Here is a 24,936-nt window from a genome sequence, read left to right as displayed (position 1 = left end):
GAGAGAAAGCTTTTGTGTAAGAAAAAAATATCTATTTTTGTGAGGTTGTTGTTTTTATGTGCACGCAAACATTAATAATTTATCTAATATATTTACCATGAAATCTGAAGATATTTCACGTCGCTCGTTCCTGAAACGGGCAGCCGCTCTTTCAGCTGCGGCAGCAATTCCTTCTTTCTGGATTCCGTCCAAGGCCAATGCCATGCCGGGTGTTCCTTTCGTCAGTGCCAACGAAAAAGTGAGAATCGCTTTTATCGGTATCGGTAACCGTGGAGCCGATATTGCACAGGATTTGTATAAAACCGGTTTATGCGAAGTCGTAGCACTTTGCGATGTTGATATGGGGGCTCCTCATACTCAAAAGATTATTTCTATGTTCCCGAAGGTTCCGCGTTTCCAGGATTTCCGCCAGATGTTCGACAAGATGGCTGACAAGATCGACGCCGTAACCGTAGGAACTCCGGATCATTCCCATTTCCCGATCACTATCGAGGCAATGGCTCATGGAAAACACGTATATGTAGAAAAACCGATGGCCCGCACCTTCCAGGAAATAGAAATTATGATGCGTGCCGAAAAGAAATTCGGCGTCGTTACCCAGATGGGTAACCAGGGGCACTCCGAAGCCAACTATTTCCAGTTCAAGGCATGGAAAGAAGCCGGTCTGATCAAAGATGTTACAGCGATTACGGCTCACATGAACTCTCCTCGCCGCTGGCATAACTGGAATCCGAACATGACACACATGCCGATGGGCGAACCGGTTCCCGAAACACTGGATTGGGACACTTGGTTAGGCGTCCGTCCGTTCCACGAATATAATCACGATTACCATTTGGGGCAATGGCGTTGCTGGTACGATTTCGGTATGGGCGCGCTGGGTGACTGGGGAGCGCACATCATCGACACGGCTCACGAATTCCTGGATCTCGGCCTGCCGACGGAAGTAAACCCGTTGTATCTGAAAGATCACAACCCGTTCTTCTTCCCGATGTCTTCCCGTATCCTGTTCCGTTTCCCGGAAAGAAAAGATATGCCGTCTGTAGACATTACCTGGTATGATGGCTTGGATAACATCCCGACCGTACCTGAAAACTACGGTTCTTCTGATGTCGATCCGAATATCCCGACGGTTGCCGGTGGCAAGTTGCAGTTGTCTAAACTGAACCCTGGTAAGGAAATCTATACAAAGACTTTGACATTCAAGGGAGGTTCCCACGGTAGCACGCTGTCTGTCATTCCGGATAAGATCGCGAAAGATATGAATCCTACGCTTCCTGAATACCAGAAGAGCCCGTCCAACCACTACGCAAACTTCCTGTTGGCTTGCCAGGGAAAGGAAAAGACCCGTTCTCCGTTCTCTATCGCAGGCCCGTTGAGCCAGGTATTCTGTCTCGGCGTGCTGGCACAGCGCATGAACCGCAAGATTGTGTTCGACCGCGACCTGAAGCAGATCGTGAACGATCCGGTTATGAACCAGATGCTGGTTGGCGAAATGCCGCGTAAAGGCTGGGAACAGTATTACAATATTTAAGATAGTTTCTAAGATCGTTATTCATAACGGTTGATTGTTTGAGAAGGCAAGCTTGTCGGGTAAGCTTGCCTTTCTTTTTTGATTATCTTTGCACCTGTAATAGGCAGGGAATATGAATATATTTGAAGGATATGTGGGCATTCGCTTGTGGGACGGGCAGTTGGTGGATGATGTAATCTTCTCCCTGCTGTTGCTCCTGTTTATTGTCTTTTCCTTTGTGTTCCGGGCTAATTTCCAATTGTTTGTGAAGATGCTGAAAGATGCTTTTCTCGTGAAGGAAAGGCAGAACCTCTTTGACGATGTGATGGGAAAGAGCGTTTTCTTCTTCCGCAATTTTATGACATTCCAGGCATTATTCCTTTCGAGTATCGCCCTGATTGCGATCGGCAGGATATACGGGTTCGTGAATTATGTGGAATGGCAGGCGGTTTTATCGGCGATCGGAACGGTTTTTTGTGTCTTATTCCTGTTTTATCAGTTTAAACAATGCAGCTATTACCTCTTAGGCAGCGTGTTTGCCGACCCTAATAAATATAAGTTATGGAAGACGAGCTATAATGCCATTATGGGGATTTGGGGAGTCTCTTTGTATATTCCGGTGTTGTGGTTAGTGTTTGTCGGGACATACGTAACTATACCGATAACAATGTTTTGTATTCTCTATATTTTGTGTCGTTTTGTAATAATTTATAAGACAATACGGATATTTCACAAGAAAAGCACTGGTTTATTGTATATAAGTTTGTACCTTTGCGCCCAAGAAATTTTACCTCTGGTATTTTTGTACGAAGGTATGGTTTATTTGTATAACTTTATCGAGACAAGTACTCTATGGCATTGAACATCAAAAAGTTGCTGGTATCACAACCGAAGCCTGCATCCGAGAAGTCCCCGTATTTCGAAATTGCAGAGAAGTATGGAGTTGAGATTGACTTCCGTCCATTCATTAAAGTAGAACCTCTTACATCTAAGGAGTTCAGGCAGCAGAAAATTTCTATTTTGGATCATACGGCTGTTGTTTTTACGGCTCGTACGGCGATCGATCATTTCTTTCACCTGTGTGAGGAACTGCGTGTTGCCATTCCCGAAACGATGAAGTATTTCTGTATGACTGAGGCTATCGCTGTATATTTGCAAAAATATATTGTGTATAGAAAGCGTAAAATCTTTTTTGGACAGACCGGAAAGCTGGATGATCTGGTTACAGTTATCGGCAAGCATGCAAAAGAAAAATATCTTGTGCCTGTTTCTGACGTGCATAAAGATGATTTGTTGACTATGTTGGAAGCGAAGAAGATTTCTTTTACGAAAGCTGTTATGTACCGCACGGTAAGCAATGACTTCTCTAAAGACGAGAAGTTCGACTATGATATGCTGGTATTTTTCAGCCCTTCAGGAATTTCTTCTCTGCTGAAGAACTTCCCGGATTTCAAACAAGAAGATATAAAGATCGGATGTTTCGGCCCGACAACAGCCAAAGCGGTGAAAGAAGCCGGTTTGCGCCTGGATGTGGAAGCGCCGACTCCCGAAGCTCCGTCTATGACGGCTGCCCTGGAATTGTATCTGAAAAAAGAGATGGGTAGCAACAAAAAGAATGGTAAATAGAAGGTATACCCTTTCAAAAGAAGAGCGCCTGTCGTGGAAACGTTACATTGACCTGCTGTTTGCAAAAGGGCAATCGTTTGTGGCGTTTCCACTGCGGGTCGTTTATTTACCGGTGGAGGAGGAGACATTGGCTCCGGTATCTATCTTGGTAAGTGTCCCCAAAAAGAAATTCAGGCGTGCCGTAAAACGGAATCTGATCAAACGTCAGGTCCGCGAAACCTACCGGGTACGCAAATATGACCTGATCGATCCGCTGACGGAAAAAAACAAGCGTATGCTGGTTGCTTTCCTCTATTTGGACAAGGAAATCCATCCTTTTGCCGATATGGAGAAAGCCATGACAAAAGCATTGAACGTACTTCGCGACAAAGCATGATAAAGCGTTTCTTTACTTTTCTTCTGTTGTTGCCGGTCTATTTCTATAAATATTGCATCTCTCCCATGACGCCGGCATCGTGCAGGTACACACCTACTTGTTCCGAATATGCTGTGCAGGCTCTCAAAAAACATGGTCCGGTAAAAGGATTGTATTTGGCTGTCAAACGTATTCTCCGCTGCCATCCCTGGGGAGGAAGCGGATATGATCCGGTTCCGTAATCATGGTTTATTACGATATACATACCCATCATGCTCCCGTCCATCCGGAAGATGTCGCCATTGTCAACGGTCTCGATCCAGCGTCAAGCGCGGGAACGGGATTGCTCCATTCTGTCGGTATTCATCCCTGGTATATATATAATGTAAAAGAACAACTTGCCGAACTTAAACGGCAGGCCGTCTTACCGGACGTTGTCGCCATAGGTGAAACAGGTCTGGACAAAGGAGTGGAAACCCCGTTGAAACTTCAACAGAAAATCTTCAAAACATCTGTCTCCCTGGCTGAGAACCTCGGTTTGTTCGTAATCATACACTGCGTAAAAGCCTGGGATGAACTGATCGCCTTGAAAAAGGAACTTAAACCTCATGTGCCGTGGATTATCCACGGTTTTCGTGGTAATGCGACATTGGCGAAACAACTGATCCGGCACGGTTTTTACCTATCTTTTGGTTACCGCTTCAACCCCGAAGCCGTACATGCTGCCTGGCCTGACTATTTGTTTGTTGAAACTGACGACCGTGAAACCGGAATCCGCACTATCTATCAGAACCTTTCCGGCTCCCTGGACCTTCCATTGGAACGTTTCGCCGCACAAGTCGCCGAGAACGTTCGTCACATCCTCCAACTACCATAAATCACTGTTATTCCCTATTTTTCAATTTGCAATTCTCCATTTTCAATTATAAAGTCGTACCTTTGCCCGCATTCAATTAATACTATAATCTAAAACGATGAATTTTGTTGAAGAATTAACATGGAGGGGCATGATCGCTGATATGATGCCCGGAACAGAAGAACAGTTGCAAAAAGAGATGACTTCTGCTTATGTAGGTATTGACCCGACGGCTGACTCATTACATATCGGTCACCTGGTATCGGTTATGATGCTGAAACATCTCCAACGTGCAGGACACCGTCCTATTGCTCTGGTCGGCGGAGCTACCGGTATGATCGGAGACCCTTCAATGAAGTCGGCAGAACGTAACCTGCTCGATGAAGCGACGCTTCGTCATAACCAGGATAGCATTAAGAAGCAGTTGTCCAAGTTTTTGGATTTCGATTCGGACGCGCCTAATGCTGCCAAGTTGGTAAACAATTACGACTGGATGAAGGATTATTCTTTCCTGAATTTTATCCGTGATATCGGCAAGCATATCACTGTTAACTATATGATGGCTAAAGAATCCGTTAAAAAGCGCCTGAGCCGCGAATCTTCGGTCGGCATGTCGTTTACGGAATTCTCTTACCAGTTGCTCCAGGGATACGATTATATGTATCTATACGAACACGAAGGCTGCCGCCTGCAGATGGGGGGAACCGACCAGTGGGGTAACATCACGACCGGTACGGAACTGATCCGCCGCAAGTTGGGCGGTGAGGCTTTTGCTTTGACCTGTCCGTTGATCACGAAGGCCGACGGAGGCAAGTTCGGTAAGACCGAGTCCGGCAACGTCTGGTTGGACCGCCGTTATACATCTCCTTACAAATTCTACCAGTTCTGGCTGAACGTGAGCGATGACGATGCTGCCAAATATATCAAGATCTTTACCGATCTGCCTAAGGATGAAATCGATGCCCTGATCAAGGAACAGGAAGAAGCGCCGCATCTCCGTCCGTTGCAGAAACGTTTGGCAAAGGAAGTGACGGTCATGGTTCATTCCCAGGAAGATTACGATGCTGCCGTCGAGGCTTCCAACATCCTGTTCGGAAACTCTACGTCGGAAGCATTGAAACATTTGGACGAACAAACATTGTTGGATGTGTTCAACGGTGTTCCCCAGTTCGAAGTTTCCCGCGAGGATCTGAGTGCCGGAGTCAAGGCTATCGACCTGTTCACTGAAAAAGCCGCTATTTTCCCGTCAAAAGGAGAAATGCGCAAGCTGGTTCAGAGCGGCGGCATCAGTGTGAACAAGGAAAAACTGACGGATCAGGATATGGTTATCGACTGTTCTTCCCTGCTGGATGAGAAATATTTGTTGGTTCAGAGAGGTAAGAAGAACTACTATTTGCTGATCGTAAAATAAGAATTTTATGCAAAAATGCTTGCAAGGTAAGATTTTATTCTTACCTTTGCATCGCTTTAGATAAAGCGTCGGATTGTCTCATGGTGTAATGGTAGCACTACAGTTTTTGGTTCTGTCTGTCGAGGTTCGAATCCTCGTGAGACAACTCACAGAACGAAAGGGTCGGAATGAAAGTTCCGGCCCTTTTTTGATTTTGGGGCGGGAAATCTTTCTTCTTGTATCATTTCTGCATAATTAATTCCCAAATTTGTAAGTGGCAGACGGTGGTATATCCATATATTTGTCTGTTGGATATCGTGGAAACTCAGTTAATCTTAATGTTATGAAGTATTATTGTCTGTTACTCTCTTTCCTTTGGGGATTTGTGGTTTCTGTTTCGGGACAGGAAAGAATGTCTGTCTGCAATCTGCGGTGTGAATATCTGGAAGATCCGGTTGCGGTGGAGAATGAAAAGCCCTTGTTGAGTTGGCAGTTGCAATCCTCCGGACAAGCGAAAAGCCAGACAGCCTGCCGTGTCCTCGTGGCAAGTTCCCCTTCCTTGCTGGCTGAAGGGAAAGCGGATTTCTGGGATTCCGGAAAAGTAATATCTTCCCGTTCCAACCAGGTCGGATATGAAGGAAAACCGCTTGATTCCAGGCAAACGCTTTACTGGAAAGCGATGGTTTGGGATGAAGAGGGAGAGGCTTCGCCCTGGAGTGAAACAGGGCGATGGACGATGGGACTGTTGAAACCGTCCGACTGGAAAGCCCGGTGGATCGGCAACCGGGAAGATTCTTATCCCGATTCGACGTTGACCGGTCCGGCTCCTTATTTCCGTAAAACATTCCGGATAAACAAGCCGGTCAAGCAGGCGAAAGCCTATATATGCGGACTGGGTTTTTATGAAATGTACCTGAATGGCGAAAGGGTAGGCGACCAGGTATTGGCTCCCGCCGTTACCAATTTCGACCGCCGTCCGCTCAAAAAGATGTTGTATTTCTTTGACGATCAATCTGCCCGAAGGGTTCTCTATAATACGTTCGATGTCACGCCTTTGGTGCAAAAGGCGGAGAATACGGTCGGAGTCCTGTTGGGAAACGGCTGGTATAACCAGCGTGACCGGACGGTGGAAGGCTGTATGTGGTACGATACGCCCCGCCTGCTATGCCAGTTGGAGATAGAATACGCCGATGGATCGACGGAACTGGTCGCTACGGATGATAGCTGGAAGACAACGACCGGCCCTTTGCTGCATGACGCCATATTCACAGGTGAAGAATATGATGCCCGGCTGGAACCGGACGGTTGGAACCGGAACGGGTACGAGGATTCTTCCTGGAAGAAAGCCCTTCTGGTAAGGGCGCCGGAAGGCAGCCTGCATGCACAACTTGCCCCTTATGAGAAAATTACCCGGACATTGCAGCCGGTAAGCTGTGAACAGAAGAACGATTCCACCTATTGGTACGCATTCCCGGAAATGATTTCCGGCTGGGCGCATATAAAGGTGCAAGGCAATGCCGGGGACCGGATCAAGCTCCGTTTTATCGGAGAGGAAAAGGATGATTTCGGGCAGGTGGACCTCTATACGTTGAGGGGTGGCGGGGTGGAACAATGGGAGCCGCGTTTCACCTGGCACACGTTCCGCTATATCGAAGTTATATCCCGCCAGGTCAGGATGAGCAAGGAAAGTCTGATTGCAAAAGTCGTGCATACCGATCCGCAGCCTGCCGGAAGTTTCAGTTGTTCGAACGAATTGTTTAACAAGATCAACGAGGTCTACCTGCGGACGCAGCAGAATAACTTCCACGGCAGTATCAGCAGTGACTGTCCGCACCGGGAGCGGCTGGCCTATACCGGAGATGCGCAGGTGGTCGTGGAAAGTTCCATCTTGTCTTTCGATATGACCCAGTTTTACAGGAAATGGTTTGACGATATGGAGGACGCCCGGAATCGGAAGAGCGGCTATGTTCCGCATACCGCACCCTTCGGTGGAGGAGGAGGCGGTCCGGCATGGGGCTCGGCCTATGTGATCATGCCCTGGGCCTATTATTGCTATTATGGCGATACGGCTTTGCTGAACCGCCATTATGAGGGCATGAAACAGTGGGTCGCCTATCTGGAAACGAGAACCGACGCCCGTGGAATCGTTGTCCGGGAAGAGCCGGATGGTTGGTGTCTGGGAGATTGGTGTGCGCCGGGGAAGAAGATGGAACTGCCCGAACCGCTGGTCAATACGGCTTATTACTATCATTCGGCAGACTTGATGTCGAAGGTTGCGGCTGTCTTAGGGAAAGAGGAAGACAGGCAGCACTTTGACCGGCTGCGCGCACGGATCAGGCAGGATTTCAATACAGTCTTTTTCAACCCGTCGACCCATCATTATTGGGAAGGGCGACAAGGTGCGGATGTATTCCCGCTGGCTTTCGGAATGGTTCCGGAAGCTGAAAAGGAAGCCGTGTTCAACGCTTTGCTCGCTCATCTGGACAGCATAGGGAATCATTTCGATACAGGCATCATGGCAACGCCTTTGCTCCTGAAAGTATTAAGCGACAACGGACGTGCCGATATCGCTTTCCGGTTGATGAACCAGCGTGAGATGCCGGGGTTCGGGTATGTGATGGACGACCGTTATTCCTGTTTATGGGAGCGGTGGGAAGGAAAGGCTTCCCGTTGCCATCCGATGTTCGGCAGCGTGGTGGCCTGGTTTTACCGGACACTTGCCGGAATCTGTTATGATGAAGCGGAGCCGGGTATGAAACGCATCGTCATCGCTCCTCAACCGGTAGGCGGCCTTACTTATTGCCGGGGATCGTATCAATCCCTGTACGGCCCTGTCCGCTCGGACTGGCGGATAGAAGCGGATTCGTTCGAGTTGACAGTCGAGATACCCGTCAATACGACTGCTACGGTTATCCTGCCGGACGGCAAGAAATACAGGGATGTCGGATCAGGCATCCACCGGTTTGAATCGGAATACGACCCGCAGCCATCCGGTTTCGCCCAATTACAAAGAAACAAAGGATTCCCTTCGAGAAAGGCTGACTTGGATGTTTTGCCGGGTTTCCAACGTCCGCCCAAGGGGTACGGAAACGTCCCGTTCTATTGGTGGAGCGGAGATCATTTGTCGAAGGATCGTCTCGAAGCCCAATTGGATTTGCTTTCTACTTCGGCGACAGATGGCTTTGCTGTCAGTTATATACATACCGATCCGGTCACCGATTCGCTTTTTAATAAAAAAGGGCATGGATTGTTCGGGCGGACCGAGCCGGGTGATCCGGCTGTATTTTCAGACGAATGGTGGAATATCTGGAAATGGTTTTCAGGAGAATGTGCCAAGCGGGGATTAGGGGTCGGTCTGGACGACTACACTGTCGGTTGGATCGGAAACGGCTATTATCCGGATGAACTGGAAAAGCGGGAGACTTTCAAACGTTATAAAGGGGAACTGGATATTCAGGCAATACCTGTTAAGCAAAATGAATATTTTGAGTATGAATTGCCGGAAAACTATATTTCTGCCGTAGCCTGGCCGGGAAAGATCGACCTGGACAGTTATATACGGCAAGGAAAAATCAAATGGCAGGCCAAGAAGGACGTTAAAGTTTATGTGATTACGGCAAAGAATGGCTATCTCCTTCATCCCGATTACGGAAAAGCTCTGGTAGATGTCTATTTCAACCGTTTTGAAAGTAAGATGGATGAGAAAGAGAGGGCCGGGATGAACTACTTTTTTCAGGACGAACTGTCGTACCCGATCCATATATTATCCTGGTCTGAAGATTTCCAATCTGAGTTTAAGAAACGGAAAGGATATGATATAACTCCTTATCTTCCCGCTCTGAAAGAATATATTGGCCCATTGACCCCCAAGATACGGTTAGACTATACGGAAGTATTGATGGATTTGTCGGAAGAACGCTATTATAAACCGATTTATCAATGGCATGCCGACAGGGGGCTTATATATGGTTGTGATAATTTAGGGAGAGGCAAAGATCCGTTGGCCTATATTGACTATTTCCGGGCAATCAGTTGGTTTACAGCCCCAGGCAATGATGCTCCGTCCAAAGGATCCAGCTTCTTGCAGACGAAAGTCTCCAGTTCCATCACTCACTTGTACAATCGTCCCCGTACCTGGCTGGAAGCGTTTCACAGTATGGGTTGGGGTAGTTCCGGCGAATGGCTGACCCGGCAAATAGATCATCATTTTATTGCGGGAGGAAATCTGGTTTGTATGCATGGACTATATTATTCCACTCATGGTGGATGGTGGGAATGGGCTCCTCCCTGTTTTCATTTCAGGATGCCTTATTGGGAGCACATGAAAACCTGGTTGGCATATACGGAACGGTTGAGTTATTTGTTGAGCCAGGGAGATCATGTGTGCGATATCGCTTTGATGTATCCGACCGAGTCCATGCAGGCATATCCTGAGGCAACGGCCGATGTCGCATTTAATGTAGCGATGAATCTCAGCCAGAAGGGTTTGGATTATGATTTTGTCGATTTTCGTTCGTTGAGGCAGAGCCGTCCTGAGAAAGGGGAACTGCACATAATGAATGAAAAGTATAAGATTTTGTTAGTTGCAGGAATGAAAGCCATGCATTTTTCTTCTTTGCAAAAGTTACGGGATTTTTATCGTTCCGGCGGGATTGTCTTAGCTACGGGAGGACTGCCTGTTGCAAGCAGCCGGGAAGGGGAACAGGATCTTGAAGTCGATAAGATACTGGAGGAAGTATTTGGCATGACTGCCGCCGAAGCAGCTTTGGGTAAAGAAGGACAAAAACAGACCAATGCCGCGAACGGGATCGGATGGTATATTGCTGATGGTGCGGTTGAAAAATATATACCATCTCTGATCATACCTGATTTTATCCCAAATGCGAATGGTGGAAAAGTATTGCATCGAAAAGCGGGAAACCGGGACGTGTATATGGTGATGAATGTCGATAAGGGATCGGAATGTTTTTTCCGCAACACCGGAAAAGTTGAGTTGTGGAATGCACAGGATGGAACCGTACGCCCTTATCCGATAATCCGGCAGGACGGGAAAGGAACGTGGTTGAGGATGAACAAAGAATATACCAATTCATATTTGATCGTCTTTTCTCCGGGAGAGCCTGTTGTTGAACAAAAGTTAGAAAAGGAAACCGTTCCTTCTTTCCAGATACAGGTTGATGGGGAATGGAAAGTTGATTTACTGCCTACCATGAATAATAAATGGGGAGATTTCCGTTTACCGGCTACGGATGAACTGATCGGGGCAGAAGCTCGTGTTTTCCGTTTTATGCCTGGCGAAACAGTTCCTTCGGGCTGGACGAATGCAGATTTCGATGACAGTTCCTGGGACGAGGACATTTATGGATATGGGCCGCAAGCAGAGACCTATTCCGACTCGCTTCCTGTTTGGCGTCCGGTATCGTTTTCCTGGCAGTATGGAGTTTGGGACCAACCGGGTTCACAAGGTTATCACGGATTGAAGAGTAAAGTCAGTGACGGTTTCTTTATCCTGTCCGGAGGAGGAAAGCAGTTGTTCAGGACCTATGTGTATGTGCGGGAATCTGGCGTTTACCGGATCGGGCAAGTTCATACGTATGCAGAGAACATATTGTTAGATGGCAAACGGATTGAGGACAGAGTCCATATAACAAAGGGTTGGCATCAGTTGCAGGTCGAATATGCAGATACGCCTAAAATGGAATACAAGTCTAAAATGGGGGATTTCAGGGATTTCCGTCCCCGAGGGGCGGTCGTCTTCTTGCCGGAGAAGGCTCCTATGCCGGTAAAGCCATCCATTTATGCAGATCAGGTGGCTATGTGCTGGACAAATTCAGACCATTTGTATTTTGATCCTTATCAAGGGCGATATTCGGTGTGGAATTATCGTTTTCGTTCTGTCCCAGGCTTGGAATCGATGTCGTTTGCTGTTAGAGGTACTGATTTGAAGGTTTGGGTTGATGGGAAAAGACTACCGGATTCAGCCGTTCGGCTTGTTGGTGAAGAACAGACAGACGGTATCAACCGTTATCAGGTTCAATGCCAGGAAAAACAATGGAGGACAGGTGTCGTAGCCTTTTCTGTGAAGGCTCAAACCGGATGGCAAGGAACAGCCGTATTGGCAGAACCGGTGAAGTTAAAAAGCGGAACTGGGCTTATGCAGGCAGGCGATTGGTCGGAAACAGGAGCATTACGCCATTACTCCGGAGGTATGAGATATGAAAAAGATTTTATCTTCCCGGCAAAATCACAAGGACGAGAGGTCTTGTTGGATTTAGGCAATGTCGTTGCAACTTGTGAAGTCAGAATAAATGGCACTTCCGCCGGTATTATGATGAGTCCGCCCTATCAGCTCGAAATCAGTCCGTATATAAAAGAAGGGACGAATAGGATCGAAGTTTTGGTCTATAGCACATTGGCAAATCATTACCAAACTTTGCCGACTCCTTATCGAGGAGATCCGTGTGCCGGATTGATCGGACCGGTCAGCATTTCGTTTTTTTGATTGTTTGATGAGAGTGTGGTTTTATTCGTTTGGATCTAATAATTAACAATATGAAATACTACTATTTATTAGCAGTCGTTTTCTGGTGTACAGCTTTATGTTCTGCCGTAGAAAACAAGAGTGTGCGACAAGTTGCTCCTGCTCCCTCGTTATTGACCGGCAAATGGGATGCCGACTGGATTTCCTGCCCGGATGTTTCTCTTTATGATTATGGCGTTTATCATTTCCGTAAGAATTTCAAACTGGACAGGCAACCGGAATCGTTCGTGGTTAATGTTTCGGCGGATAACCGCTACAGGCTTTTTGTGAATGGAACGCCTGTCTGCTACGGTCCGGCACGCGGGGACTTGAATCATTGGTATTTTGAGACAGTGGATATTGCATCTTTACTGAAAGCAGGCGAGAATACGCTTGCCGCTATTGTCTGGAATGCCGGTCCCTATACCCCCGGAGCGCAGATGACATTGAAAACCGGACTGATCGTACAAGGGAATACAGCCCTGGAAGCCCTTGTGAATACCGGGCCGGACTGGAAAGTTTACCGGAATACCGCTTATGAGCCGTCTGTCGAGAACCGTCAGGATGTCGGGTGTGCTGACATCGTAAACGCCTCTTTATATCCGTGGGGATGGGAAACGGAGGGATATGACGACGGTTCATGGAAAAACGCCGTCCAGTTGGGACGCGGACAGCCTTATGGAGCTGGGACAGGCTATGACTGGGTGTTGTGCCGGCGCGATATTCCTTTGATGGAAGATACGTTGCTCCGGATGAAAACGATCCGGCGTTCGGAAGGAATGCCCGCATCGTCCGCTTTCCTGGAAGGGAATGCCCCGCTGGTGGTCCCGGCGAACCGGAAAGTGACGTTGCTGATCGACCAGTCTTATCTGACAAATGCTTATCCCGAACTGAGAGTGTCGGGAGGGAAAGGCAGCGAGATCAGGATGCGCTACGGTGAGGCGCTCTACAAGGATGGACAGAAAGGTAACCGTAACGAGATAGAAGGGCGTGAAATAGGAGGCTTCACGGATAAGTTTTATCCGGACGGCGGAAGCAACCGGCTGTTCCGTCCGCTATGGTTCCGGACGTACCGGTATCTGCAAATGGAGATCGAGACGAAGGAGGAACCGCTAACTTTGTCGGACCTCTATGGCATGTACACCGCCTATCCGTTTAAAGAGAACGGCAGTTTCAGCAGCAATCTACCGGAACTGCAAAAGATATGGGAAGCCGGTTGGCGTACAGCCCGGCTGTGTGCCAATGAAACCTATTACGATTGTCCCTATTACGAACAGCTCCAATATGTGGGAGATACGCGTATCCAGGCATTGATTTCCCTGTATGTGGACGGTGACGACCGGTTGATGCGCAAGGCGATCAGGATGTTCGACTATTCCCGTTCGTATGAAGGGATTACGACCAGCCGTTATCCGAGCCGGGTTCCGCAATACATCCCGCCTTTCTCCTTATATTGGATCAATATGGTGCACGATTACTGGATGTACAGGGATGATCCTGCATTTGTAAAGGCATGTATGCCGGGCGTAAAGAGTGTCTTGGAGTGGTTTGCAGGCAAGATCGATCCGAAAACCGACCTGCTGGGACCGGTCCCTCACTGGAACTTTATCGACTGGCCGAAACAGTGGCCCTGGAACAATAACCAGCCTTTGGGCGGAACACATAAGGCGGCTATCAGCGGAGGTTCTTCGATCCTCTCCCTTCAATTGGCCTATACACTGAAAGATGCCGTCGAGTTGTTGGAAGCGTTTGGAGAAGCGGATCTGGCCGCCCGTTATGAAGCAGTCTATCGCTCGTTGTGCCACAATACCTGGGATAAATGCTGGGACGAAGGAAAACAGTTGCTTGCGGATGATTTGGAAGGTACGAGCTACAGCCAACATGCTAATATCATGGGAATCCTTTCGGATGCCGTCCCGCATGAGAAACAGCAGGCGTTGTTCGATAAACTGAATACGGATCCTTCTCTGATCCAGGCTACCTTCTACTATCGCTTTTACCTGTTCCGTGCCTTGAAAAAGGTCGGTTTGGCCGATCGATACACGGATATGCTCAAACCCTGGCAGGATATGCTGGCAATGGGCTTGACCACCTTTGCCGAGAATCCCGAACCGACCCGTTCGGACTGCCATGCCTGGAGTGCAAGCCCTGTCTATGACTTCCTGGCAACGGTCTGTGGCGTGGAGCCGGTAGAACCGGGATTCCGTTCGGTCCGCATCGCCCCTCATTTAGGATCGTTGAACCAGATAGAAGGAAAGATCCCTCACCCGGCAGGGCTTATCGAAGTCAGTTTGAAGAAAAACGGCAAAGGACTTTCCGGCCATATCGTTTTACCGGCTTCGCTGAGCGGAACGTTTGTCTGGGGCGGGCAGCAGTTGAATCTTGTTGGTGGCAGGAACACGATCGCTCATCTTTTTCCGTTGGCAAATTAGTATATCTGTAAATAGCGGACAATTGACAATTTGTTAGAGTTGCCACTCGTAGGTCCGCTTATATCCGTACGTTTATCCTGATGATTACAAATAGGGGAAGGAAGAGCAGTTTGGAATTGACATTTTGCTCTTCTTTTCTCCGGAAATCTCTTTTTTTGTTCCCGAAAGGGTGAAGTTGTGCGGTGCGATTGGTGGAAGGTGTCGGGTGGAAGGATGAAAATACGGTCAAACCGTCAACCGTCAACCGATCTTTCCAACAGGGCTTTTAGCTGTTAAAATTGCTTTTTGGAGGCTTTTTGCAGTCTCTTGACGACCGTTTTATGCCTTGTCCCGCACCCTTCCCTAAAATCATCTAAATGATTTTCTATTTTTATCCTGATCGTTTGTTCCGATTGTCTGAATAGTTTTCCAAAACCATTCAGATCATTTGAAAAATCATTTAGATGATTTCGGGAAGACCCTGCGGAATCGTGCCGTTTTAAGGCTGAAAGGAGGAAAGCAAGCAAAGCGTGTGTTAGGGAAATGGCTTGAAATGAATTAAAATGACAGGAAATATGGTTTTTTCAGGATAAATGATATTGTTTATGGTTTACAGGAGATGGCTCTAAGTTTGTACTAAAAATTGACAATATCCCCTCCTGAAATAGAGCCATTTTGTAAGTCTTTGATTAGTAGGTATATATGGAATATGTTGTTTGTTAAAAAAGATTATCCTTGCGTGTAATTTGGATTATATGGGGTATAAAATCAAATTGGATGCGGTAGTAGTTTCGATTTGAACCAATGGCTTTTTCGGAGATTTTGACAATAAGGAGGCATGAAAGTTGCCATTACGATTTGAACCGTTTGGAGCAGGAAGAGATCCGTAATATCGAGAGGTGTGTAGTTGCGGGTTGATATTGTCGGCAAAATAAGAAGGGAATGCGGGCAAATATTAGTAATATTGCAATATGTAAAACAAACTCAGTCTGATGAAAAAACTTATATCGCCTATATTCCTATTGTTGATCTTAGTTCAGGGCGCGTGCCGGCAGCCTCACTATGTCGACTCTCTTTTGCAGAAGGCGGAAACGCTCATGCCGAATCGTCCGGACAGTTCGTTGATCTTGTTGGAATCCGTCCGCTCTCTGGAAAAGCTTTCCGCGGAAGACTATGCCACCTGGTGTTTGCTGGTCACGCAAGCGCGGGATAAGAATTATGTGGAACATACGTCGGATTCGGTGATCAATGTGGCGGTGCGGTATTTTGAGAAACGGAAAGACCCGCATCGGAAGGCGCAGGCTTATTATTGCCAGGGGCGGGTGTTGTCGGATCTTGATTTGGAAGGAGAGGCCTTGGAAGCCTATCTGAGGGCGAAGGAACAAGTGACTCAAACGATTGATTATGATTTACGTGCCCGTATAAATAATCATTTGGGCGGTTTGTATTGGAAAAATATGAATCATCGGGAAAGTCTTGTTTATTATAAAGAGGCTCATCAGGCATATGTATATAGTTCTGATACGGCAGGTATGGTCAATACATTATGTAATGTCGGAAAATGTTTTCAAGGGATGAATTTGCTTGACAGTGCGTCAATCTATTATGAGAAAGCATTGAAATTGGCTGACGAGGGGCATGTCCAAACGCAAAAAGGAATGATTCTTACTTCTCTTGGTAATATTAGTGAAGTTCGGGGAGAATATGTCACGGCATTGGAATATTATCAAGGTGCATTTCGTAATGCCGATAATCCGAAATTTTTGGATACAGAGTATTATAATCTGGGGGATATCTATCATGCGTTGGGACAGACCGATTCCGCTCTGTTTTATGTTGGAAAGATATTGGAGAGTGGAAATTTATTTACTCAATGCAATGCCAACCGTTTGTTATATCAATTGGCAAAAGAAAATCGGGAGTATGCTTCCGCCTTTGTGTATAATGAAACCTATTTGCAGTTAAGGGATTCCATTGAGCATCTTTATCGTCCTGACGAATTGGAACGGGTGAAAGCCCTCTACAACAAAGAGCGGATGCAGAACCGGCATGACAGGCAGATACAAGAGGCTGAGATCCGGCAGTTGTTGTGGGTGGTCCTGTTTTTGGCGAGTTTGTTAGTCGGGACGTTTATCTATTTCTATTTTAACAAGAAGTTGTCTTTGCAGAAACTGCGTAATCAGGAGACAATGAAAATGTTGAATGAAAACAAGAGGCAACTATCGATTAAAGACAAAGAACTGAGCGAGAATAATGTGAGATTGGAAACAGCTCAGCAATCGCTTAGTCAAATCCAGGAGGAAAAAGACCGTTTAGTGCGGGAGAGAAATGAACAAGTCCGTATACTGGAGGAAGATAACCGGAAACAACAAGCTAAATATGAACAGCAGTTGGAAGAGATCGAAACCCGAAGTAAGAGGACTGTTGAAGAAAAAGAAAAACTACGGGAAGAAAAAGACCATTTGGTGCGGGAAAGAAATGAACGAGTCCGTATGCTGGAAGAAGATAATCGCAAAAGACAAGCTGAATATGAACAGCAGTTGGAAGAGATCGAAACCCGAAGCAAGAGAACCGTTGAAGAAAAAGAAAAAATACTGCGTGAAAAAGACATTTTAATCAATCAAAAGGATTTATTGCTTAGTCAGCAAAATTTGAAGTTAAGTTCGATGTCGAAAGATGAAAAGCTATATAAAGAGCAGATAGGCATCCTGACGAGCGAGCAACAGAAAACAACACAGGAAATAAAAAGCAAGGAAGACTATAGCTCTCTGTGTAAAATGTATGAAGCTTGGCAGAAGGAGTTGATCAGTCAAAATAGTTGTTTATCCCGTATTCAAAACCGGTTAGTATTGGGCATTTGGAAAGAGCGGGATTGGAAAGTCTTTATGGAAAATTTCAACCAGGTATATCCAGGTTTTCTCACACATCTGACCGGCAGTTTTGATTTGGCCGAACGTGAAATCCGGATTGTCTGCCTGACCAAATTGGGATTGAAGACCGCGAAAGTTTCTACTGTTTTCAACTTGGGAGAAGATATGATCCGGCGGATAAAGTCGGATATCCGGAAACGGTGTTTTCCGACATCTACTGCTTACTCTTTGGACGAAATCATAAAAAAATGGTATTAGCGATTCCTGCTTTTATCTCTGAAAGCAGGAATCATGACCATTTTGAATGGGTGAAAATGATGTTTAATAGATTGATTATGATGTTATTAATGTGGAAAAATAGAAAAATATATTTATTCCTGTTATCTAATAGGAGGAGGGCTTTAAATTTATCCCTGCGAAATTTCACAGGGATAAATATGTATTTTATATTCTTAATTATAGAGAGGTATGAAAATATTCTTTTGTTTATGTAGCTTATTATATTCACTTTTAAGTTTAGCTCAAAATAAACCTTTTATTGTTGATCTTGAAAAGAGTAATGAAGATGTATCTTTAAACATTTTATTTGATAAAATAGAGTATGTCCCATTGGAAACAACACCAGAATGTTTCTTGAAGCCCGGAGCTTATTATTATGTGACAGATAAGTATATTGTCGCGATGAATACTTTTTGGCAAACTTATTTATTTGATAGAAAAACAGGAAAGTTTATTAGAGGATTGGATCGTGAAGGTGGTGGCCCAGATGAATATCGTCGTTGGATTGTTTATTTAAATGGGTTGAATGAAAAACGTAATATTCTTTATGCTAATGATATTGATAAATGGAAAGGCTATGATATAGAGACTGGTGAGATGGTAGATATTATAAAGAAGCCAAGTATAAACAATGACATTATTACAGTATTTAGTCCGTGGGCAATAAATTCAAATCAATATATTGGAAATGTTTCAGCTGAGTTTTGTAAAAAAGGATATAGGCTTGTTGTCTTTAATAAACAGGGATTTATCTCTAAAGTATATAAAAAAGAAAACATTCTTGGAGCGGATGTTTTGTCAGGTGATGGACTCTTGATCTTTTATAATTATAAGGGGAAGCTTTATTTTTCACGAATAGGTTTTAATGCTATGACTTACGAGGTTGGGGATAAACAGATATTACCTCATATTATTTTTCGGACTGGAAATAAAGAGATTCCAGACCTACAACTTGATGGCATTCCTTCATCTGCTGTCAGTGACCAAATTAATATATTGTGGGTTGGTGAAAGTGATCGTTTTATCTTCTTTAAATATGCTAAAGGATATTCGGCAATGACAACTTATAATTGTGCTTTTGATAAAAAAAATAAAAAACTATATATTCCTCATAGCAAAAAAGCTTGTGAGTCTCATTATGGATATACAAATGACACAGATGGATTAACTTCTGTTATTTTACGTGGTATGAATAAAAATGGAGAAGTTTATGGTGTTTTGGATGTACAAGCATTAAGTGAGTATGTTAAGCTAAATGGAGAGAGAGGAATGAGTGAGAGAGGTAAACGTCTTGTTTCAAATCTTATGGAAGATGATAATCCTATAGTCGTAATAGCTACCCCTAAAAAATGATATATATATAAAGATGATTAGTCAAGAAAAATATTTATATAGAACTATTGATCTCTTTCTAAAAGAGGCAACTATCGATTAAAGACAAAGAACTGAGCGAGAATAATGTGAGATTGGAAACAGCTCAGCAATCGCTTAGTCAAATCCAGGAGGAAAAAGACCGTTTGGCGCGAGAAAGAAATGAACGAGTCCGTATGCTGGAAGAAGATAATCGCAAAAGACAAGCTGAATATGAACAGCAGTTGGAAGAGATCGAAACCCGAAGCAAGAGAACTGTTGAAGAAAAAGAAAAAATACTGCGTGAAAAAGACATTTTAATCAATCAAAAGGATTTATTGTTTAGTCAGCAAAATTTGAAATTAAGTTCGATGTCGAAAGATGAAAAGCTATATAAAGAGTAGATAGGCATCCTGACGAGCGAGCAACAGAAAACAACATAGGAAATAAAAAGCAAGGAAGACTATAGCTCTCTGTGTAAAATGTATGAAGCTTGGCAGAAGGAGTTGATTAGTCAAAATAGTTATTTATCCAGTATTCAAGACCGGTTAGTATTGGGCATTTGGGAAGAGCGGGATTGGAAAATCTTTATGGAAAATTTCAACCAGGTATATCCAGGTTTTCTCACACATCTGACCGGCAGTTTTGATTTGGCCGAACGTGAAATCCGGATTGTCTGCCTGGCCTAATTGGGATTGAAGACCGCGAAAGTTTCTACTGTTTTCAACTTGGGAGAAGATATGATCCGGCGGATAAAGTCGGATATCCGGAAACGGTGTTTTCCGACATCTACTGCTTACTCTTTGGACGAAATCATAAAAAATGATATTAGCGATTCCTGCTTTTATCTCTGAAAGCAGGAATCAGGACCATTTTGAATGGGTGAAAATGATGTTTAATAGATTGATTATGATGTTATTAATGTGTGAAAATAGAAAAATATATTTATTCCTGTTATCTAAGAGGAGGAGGGCTTTAAATTTACAATAGAAATTTTAAAAACAGACTGCTTTATGAAAAAGAACTATTTTCTTTTTTGATTATTGTATGGGGATTGACATTTGTCTCTCCTGTTATATTGTCCGCTAAAGTAACGGATACACGTGATATAGAATTGCGGACAAAAGCAGGAAATAAAGAATTGCGGAGTTTGCCGCCCGTTCGTGCTTGGATAGACAACCAAACGGTTTATGTATTGTTTCTTGATTTGCCAAGTACTGCTACTGTCGTTATTACCAATACAGAGAATAGCGAGATTCAGACAATGTCTTTTTCTTTTCCACAAACAGTCTCTATACTAATGAGTCAAGAAAGCAGTGGGGGGTATGAGATTGAGATTAGTTATGAGGAAAAGATTTTTACTGGAGAGTTTAAGATGTAAAATAGTGCTTATGTATTTATTCTTATTTGTTTAACAATTAAATTAAAAAAGATTATGAGAAGTCTTAGTGATTTTACTATGTGGACAGGCAGTCTCTTTTTTGTATTATTGAGTTTTAATAGTGTTGTGATTTATTGCCAATGAATATAAAATATATAGGTGCATTAATGAGTATCCTTTTGTCTTTGTCTTTACAGGCTAAAGATAAAGCATTAGTGATAGATATGACGAAAGCAAAAGTAGGTGATATTCCGTTGAGTAAATTTGTTTCTAAATTGGAATATATTCCGTTAGAATTAACAAAAGAATCTTTGTTGAAAGAGCCCTCTATTTTTTTAACAGATCGATATATTATAACCACTGAATTTGCGGGTAAAATATGTCTATTTGATAGGAAAAACGGAAAGTATATCCGTCGTCTCAGTCAAGAAGGAGGTGGACCGGATGATTATGCACATCTTATGACAAATTGTACATTGGATAAGGAAAGAAATGTTTTTTATGTGGATATATGGAGGAAGTGGAGAGGAATAGATATTGAAACTAACAAATGTGTAAATGAGGTGGTAAAACCTGAATATCGATATATCAAGGAAATGAGATTTCAGCAAAAAATAAATAACCTTTGCCTTTATAAGGATAGTCTATATTTAGGTTTTGCCAATGATGAACAGGTTAATGATCATTGTGCGCTTTATGTTTTTAATAAAAACGGCGAGGTTCTGAAGGTGATAGACAATGGCCTTCAGGCTCCAACATTTAAATCCTCCCGGTCTTCTTGCTATAATGCAGGATGGTTTCAGGAGGTAGGAGGTAATTTGTATTTTTCTGGAGCATCGGACAATGATACTATTTATTTGGTGGGCGAAGAGCGGCTGATCCCCTCTATTGCATTCCATTTTAACGAGACTCTTGGAAAAAAATACGAAACTGGGAAATTCGATTTTGGAGCGGATGATGTAGAAATGGTTAGACGATATAAAAAAGGCTTTTTGAGCTATTGGCGTATTTTTCAGATGGATCGGTATATCTTTTTTGCTTGCTCAGAATGGGAAGGGCTAAGTTCTAATATTAGCTTTTCAAATTATTATGATAAGAGGAGCAAGCAATTGTATAGTTGTAAGCGTGAAGGGGAAAGATGTGGTTTTGTGAATGACATAGATGGATTGGGTACTTTTTTCATGGAACAATTAGATGGAAATAAGCTGGTTGGTTTGCTGATGCCGGAAGAGCTTTTAGATTATATGGAGACCCATAAAGATGTGAAGTTAAGTCCGACTGGAAAGAAAGTATTGGAAAACCTCCAATTTGATGATAATCCGATCGTGGTGATTGCCACCTTGAAAGAGTAAGATTGATTTATTGTTGATTCTGATACGATATGAAATTATGAATGCATATTTGTTATTGTCACGATATTTGACTGTTTTTTAGGCTTAAAATGAATGGAATATGAGCTTTTATAGATCTTTGTTGTTGCTTGTTTTTATTTTTGTATTTAATCTTTCTTTCGCGAAAGATTTACCTGTAATTCATATATCAAAAAATCGTCCGGAAATAAAGGCAAAAGTAAGTATGTTTTTTGATTCAGTTCATTATGTACCATTAGAAACGACTGATGCATGTTTGCTGGGATTAGGAACCATGAGAGTAAATATGATTGGGGATAGTTTATTAGTGTGGGATGCGGACAATTGTTTTCTATTTGATTCAAAAACTGGGCATTTTATAAGGAAAATAGGGCATAAAGGTGATGATCCAGAGGCATTTTATAAGACGTATGATAATTTTTATAACCCGTATGATGGTTTAAATTACTTTTTTGATTATTACAACTCTTTGATTAAATATAATCTGAAAGGGAATTTTGTGGGTAAAATTAAAATGCCAATGAGTTCAAACTGGTCTTCTACAAAATGTGTAATTCCATTAGATTCAACAAATTTTTGTGCTTTTTTTCCGAATAGTAATGGTTCGGTCTCTAAACGAATCGTATTGTTTAATCAATATGGTGAAACTGTAAAAGAATATCCGAATTATCATTTTGTGAAAACTGATCAATTTGTATATGATGCTAATGATGGACTTTTTTATCGATATAAAAATCAAGTTTATTTTAGAGAAAAGTTTATAGATACAGTGTATCAAGTTAATAATGAGCAATTAATCCCGAAATATCGATTAGATTTTTCGCCTTATGTTTTCCCCTATAAAGATCGTTATCGTGTAGATGTAAACTCGGTCTCTTCTCCGTATTATATTTTTGAAAATGACAATGTTATAATATTTGATTATTTCAGGGAAATATTTCGTGAATTAGGAGTTTATGATAAAAAAATATCGAAAGCTTCTTTTTTTTCTTATGAGAATGGATTTGAAGATGATTTGAATAATTTTATGCCATTTGAGATTTTAGTGATGTTGGAAAGTGGAGTTTGTTTGGGTATATTGTCTGCATCAGATGTTTGTGAATATATTAATAAAACAAATATAGAATTAAAAGGAAGTATGAAATCTTTAGAATCTATTTCTAAAGAAGATAATCCTATTATAGTAATTGCTACATTGAAAAATTGATCTAAATACATTATTAATTTTGAAGCGACCTACATTCATGAATTCATATCAGATATTATCATTTTTCCTAACTTTATTGAAAGTGAAATATACTTCAGTATTGAAAAAAAACTGTTGGAAATTACCTTTCATGGATACTTTATATGGATATTCAAGTTTGTTGAAGAGATATAAAGTTGATAATTTAGTAATTGATATGGCTGAACAAAAGACTGATTTGGTGTCATGTCAACTACCTGCTATTGTCCCGTTTGGAGAAGGTTTTGTTATTGTATATCAGATATCTGAATCAGTTGTTTCTTACTGGGAAGAGGGCAAGCGACGTTCTTCTTCTTTGGATGATTTCCTACAAAAATGGTCTGGTGTTATTTTGTTAGCTGAAAAAACAGATTTCTCAGTGGAGCCAGATTATAAGCGGCATTTGATGTCGCAGTTTATGGAAAGGGGTTGCTTGTTATTGATTCTAGCATCCATCTGTTTCTGTATTTGCGCGATCATAGTGAAGAATACACCTTATTCTATTGCTGTTTTAAGCTCTTTGGTGCTGAATATGGCAGGCGCTTATGTTTCTTTTCTTCTATATCAGAAAGATTTTCGATTATCACGTTCGTATGTGGATAAAATCTGTACGTTTATAAAATCAGGTTCTTGCGATGATGTGGTAAATAGCGCGGAGGCCAAGCTTTTTGGGATAATCAGTTGGAGCCAGATAGGATTAGGTTACTTTTTATCTAATATCCTTTTACTACTTGCTTTTCCGCGGTATTATATTTTCTTTTTCTGTTTATCCATACTCGCCTTGCCTTACTCATTTTGGAGTATATGGTGCCAAAAGGTCAAATTGAAGCGGTGGTGTGTGTTATGCCTGGTAGTTCAGGCTTTATTATGGGTGATTTTTCTTCATAATCTGTTTTTTCATGATAAATTAGTTTTTCCGACTGATATCTGGTCTTGGCCGGTTCTATTCATGATATATAGCGTGCCTTTTTCTCTGTTGTTTTTGTACTCTTTGAGTAGAAATGAAGATAAGGGAGAGAAAGAGTTTTATCAACGGCTTTTAAAACTAAAATATAATGAGGATATTTTTGGATATGTGTTGCATAGGTCGGATAAGTATTTAGATTATAAAGAGGCTTCTTCTATTTTGATTGGAAATAAAAATGCAAAGATTGTCATTTCTTTCATTACAAATCTGTATTGTGTCCCGTGTGCATATATGCATAGTAGAATTAAAGCTTTAGAAGGAGAACTGGAAAGTGATGTTTGTATCCAATATATATTTTTCTCTCCAACGGAAGAAATAGAGAAATATACTAAAAGGATGATAAATTTGTATCGTAAGGAGGGAGAATCAGGATTTTTATATGGTTTAGACTGTTGGTTTAAGAATGATAAAACAAAAATAGATAATGAGATAGAGAGCATATCAAATAATTTTGAGTATGATTTGGAAGATGAATATATGAAACATAAATCTTTTATAGATAAGCATGATATTCATAGTACCCCGACTATATTGATCAATGGTTGCGTTTTGCCGGATTTGTATAAAGTGGAAGATTTGATTTATTTAATATGACTTCGCGATCATTCCCCCATTACCACCAACTCGAATCCGCCGACTGCGGTCCCTCGTGCCTGCGCATGATCGCGAAATACTACGGTCGCAGCTATTCCATCCAGTACCTCCGCGAACAGGCATTCATCACGCGCGAAGGGGTGTCGATGTTAGGCATCAGCGATGCCGCCGAGCGGATCGGGTTCCGGACGATGGGGGTGAAAGTGACGTTGGAACAGCTCAGGGCAGA

Annotated in this window: 18 protein-coding genes; all 18 read left to right on the top strand. The window is 43.0% G+C overall.

The annotated features are described in order from the left end of the window. Positions 1-97: 97 nt before the first annotated feature. Positions 98-1,534, top strand: coding sequence for a Gfo/Idh/MocA family oxidoreductase (locus H8S65_RS16125; protein ID WP_186930886.1), 1,437 nt, complete (start codon positions 98-100; stop codon positions 1,532-1,534). A gap of 112 nt (positions 1,535-1,646) precedes the next feature. Beyond that, positions 1,647-2,375 carry a DUF4271 domain-containing protein gene (locus tag H8S65_RS16120; protein ID WP_186930885.1) on the top strand — a complete coding sequence of 243 codons (729 nt, stop codon included), beginning with the start codon at positions 1,647-1,649 and terminating at the stop codon, positions 2,373-2,375. Next, complete coding sequence (locus H8S65_RS16115; RefSeq protein ID WP_186930914.1) at positions 2,372-3,139, top strand: uroporphyrinogen-III synthase; 768 nt, start codon at positions 2,372-2,374, stop codon at positions 3,137-3,139. The genes H8S65_RS16120 and H8S65_RS16115 overlap by 4 nt, the downstream gene beginning before the upstream one ends. Further along, on the top strand, positions 3,129-3,515 hold the full coding sequence (gene rnpA, locus H8S65_RS16110) for a ribonuclease P protein component (protein ID WP_186930884.1): 387 nt from the start codon (positions 3,129-3,131) through the stop codon (positions 3,513-3,515). Before H8S65_RS16115 ends, rnpA begins: the two co-directional genes overlap by 11 nt. After that, positions 3,515-3,736, top strand: coding sequence for a membrane protein insertion efficiency factor YidD (gene yidD, locus H8S65_RS16105; protein ID WP_036723952.1), 222 nt, complete (start codon positions 3,515-3,517; stop codon positions 3,734-3,736). Before rnpA ends, yidD begins: the two co-directional genes overlap by 1 nt. Positions 3,737-3,738: 2 nt before the next feature. Beyond that, on the top strand, positions 3,739-4,371 hold the full coding sequence (locus H8S65_RS16100; protein WP_186930883.1) for a TatD family hydrolase: 633 nt from the start codon (positions 3,739-3,741) through the stop codon (positions 4,369-4,371). A 97-nt stretch (positions 4,372-4,468) separates the two neighbouring features. Then, positions 4,469-5,761 carry a tyrosine--tRNA ligase gene (gene tyrS, locus H8S65_RS16095; protein WP_186930882.1) on the top strand — a complete coding sequence of 431 codons (1,293 nt, stop codon included), beginning with the start codon at positions 4,469-4,471 and terminating at the stop codon, positions 5,759-5,761. A gap of 322 nt (positions 5,762-6,083) precedes the next feature. Further along, on the top strand, positions 6,084-12,242 hold the full coding sequence (locus tag H8S65_RS21135; protein ID WP_255489282.1) for a family 78 glycoside hydrolase catalytic domain: 6,159 nt from the start codon (positions 6,084-6,086) through the stop codon (positions 12,240-12,242). A gap of 50 nt (positions 12,243-12,292) precedes the next feature. After that, on the top strand, positions 12,293-14,692 hold the full coding sequence (locus tag H8S65_RS16080) for a family 78 glycoside hydrolase catalytic domain (RefSeq protein WP_186930881.1): 2,400 nt from the start codon (positions 12,293-12,295) through the stop codon (positions 14,690-14,692). 971 nt (positions 14,693-15,663) lie between these two features. Further along, positions 15,664-17,799 (top strand): tetratricopeptide repeat protein, encoded by a 2,136-nt coding sequence (locus tag H8S65_RS16075; RefSeq protein ID WP_186930880.1) that lies wholly within the window; start codon positions 15,664-15,666, stop codon positions 17,797-17,799. A gap of 210 nt (positions 17,800-18,009) precedes the next feature. Then, on the top strand, positions 18,010-19,173 hold the full coding sequence (locus tag H8S65_RS16070) for a DUF4934 domain-containing protein (protein WP_186930879.1): 1,164 nt from the start codon (positions 18,010-18,012) through the stop codon (positions 19,171-19,173). A 113-nt stretch (positions 19,174-19,286) separates the two neighbouring features. Then, positions 19,287-19,574, top strand: a complete 288-nt coding sequence (locus H8S65_RS16065) for a hypothetical protein (RefSeq protein WP_186930878.1) — start codon at positions 19,287-19,289, stop codon at positions 19,572-19,574. A gap of 78 nt (positions 19,575-19,652) precedes the next feature. Continuing rightward, positions 19,653-19,859, top strand: a complete 207-nt coding sequence (locus H8S65_RS16060; protein ID WP_186930877.1) for a hypothetical protein — start codon at positions 19,653-19,655, stop codon at positions 19,857-19,859. Positions 19,860-20,206: 347 nt separating this feature from the next. Continuing rightward, the gene (locus H8S65_RS16055) at positions 20,207-20,551 is read left to right on the top strand and encodes a DUF3244 domain-containing protein (protein WP_186930876.1); all 345 of its coding nucleotides are present in this window, start codon (positions 20,207-20,209) and stop codon (positions 20,549-20,551) included. A gap of 140 nt (positions 20,552-20,691) precedes the next feature. Further along, positions 20,692-21,903: a DUF4934 domain-containing protein gene (locus H8S65_RS16050; protein WP_186930875.1), complete on the top strand. Its 1,212-nt coding sequence runs from the start codon at positions 20,692-20,694 to the stop codon at positions 21,901-21,903. 100 nt (positions 21,904-22,003) lie between these two features. Next, on the top strand, positions 22,004-23,128 hold the full coding sequence (locus H8S65_RS16045; RefSeq protein ID WP_186930874.1) for a DUF4934 domain-containing protein: 1,125 nt from the start codon (positions 22,004-22,006) through the stop codon (positions 23,126-23,128). A gap of 130 nt (positions 23,129-23,258) precedes the next feature. Further along, entirely contained in the window at positions 23,259-24,707 is a 1,449-nt protein-coding gene (locus H8S65_RS16040; RefSeq protein ID WP_186930873.1) for a vitamin K epoxide reductase family protein, read from the top strand. Then, positions 24,704-24,936: cysteine peptidase family C39 domain-containing protein (locus tag H8S65_RS16035; RefSeq protein WP_255489274.1), on the top strand; the 233-nt coding region annotated here is incomplete at its 3' end. The genes H8S65_RS16040 and H8S65_RS16035, both read left to right, overlap by 4 nt.

The organism is Parabacteroides hominis (assembly GCF_014287585.1).
In the GTDB taxonomy this organism is placed as follows: domain Bacteria; phylum Bacteroidota; class Bacteroidia; order Bacteroidales; family Tannerellaceae; genus Parabacteroides; species Parabacteroides hominis.
Note: the sequence above shows the minus strand (reverse complement) of the source record. Positions and strands in the feature narration are given on the sequence as shown.

Bases quoted from the DNA above. Each gene is read 5' to 3' on its own strand.
- H8S65_RS16125 (WP_186930886.1), top strand. From the start codon at position 98: ATGAAATCTGAAGATATTTCACGTCGCTCGTTCCTGAAACGGGCAGCC.
- H8S65_RS21135 (WP_255489282.1), top strand. From the start codon at position 6,084: ATGAAGTATTATTGTCTGTTACTCTCTTTCCTTTGGGGATTTGTGGTT.
- H8S65_RS16100 (WP_186930883.1), top strand. From the start codon at position 3,739: ATGGTTTATTACGATATACATACCCATCATGCTCCCGTCCATCCGGAA.
- H8S65_RS16070 (WP_186930879.1), top strand. From the start codon at position 18,010: ATGAAAATATTCTTTTGTTTATGTAGCTTATTATATTCACTTTTAAGT.
- tyrS (WP_186930882.1), top strand. From the start codon at position 4,469: ATGAATTTTGTTGAAGAATTAACATGGAGGGGCATGATCGCTGATATG.
- H8S65_RS16080 (WP_186930881.1), top strand. From the start codon at position 12,293: ATGAAATACTACTATTTATTAGCAGTCGTTTTCTGGTGTACAGCTTTA.
- H8S65_RS16050 (WP_186930875.1), top strand. From the start codon at position 20,692: ATGAATATAAAATATATAGGTGCATTAATGAGTATCCTTTTGTCTTTG.
- H8S65_RS16040 (WP_186930873.1), top strand. From the start codon at position 23,259: ATGGATACTTTATATGGATATTCAAGTTTGTTGAAGAGATATAAAGTT.
- H8S65_RS16075 (WP_186930880.1), top strand. From the start codon at position 15,664: ATGAAAAAACTTATATCGCCTATATTCCTATTGTTGATCTTAGTTCAG.
- H8S65_RS16045 (WP_186930874.1), top strand. From the start codon at position 22,004: ATGAGCTTTTATAGATCTTTGTTGTTGCTTGTTTTTATTTTTGTATTT.
- H8S65_RS16120 (WP_186930885.1), top strand. From the start codon at position 1,647: ATGAATATATTTGAAGGATATGTGGGCATTCGCTTGTGGGACGGGCAG.
- rnpA (WP_186930884.1), top strand. From the start codon at position 3,129: ATGGTAAATAGAAGGTATACCCTTTCAAAAGAAGAGCGCCTGTCGTGG.
- H8S65_RS16060 (WP_186930877.1), top strand. From the start codon at position 19,653: ATGTATGAAGCTTGGCAGAAGGAGTTGATTAGTCAAAATAGTTATTTA.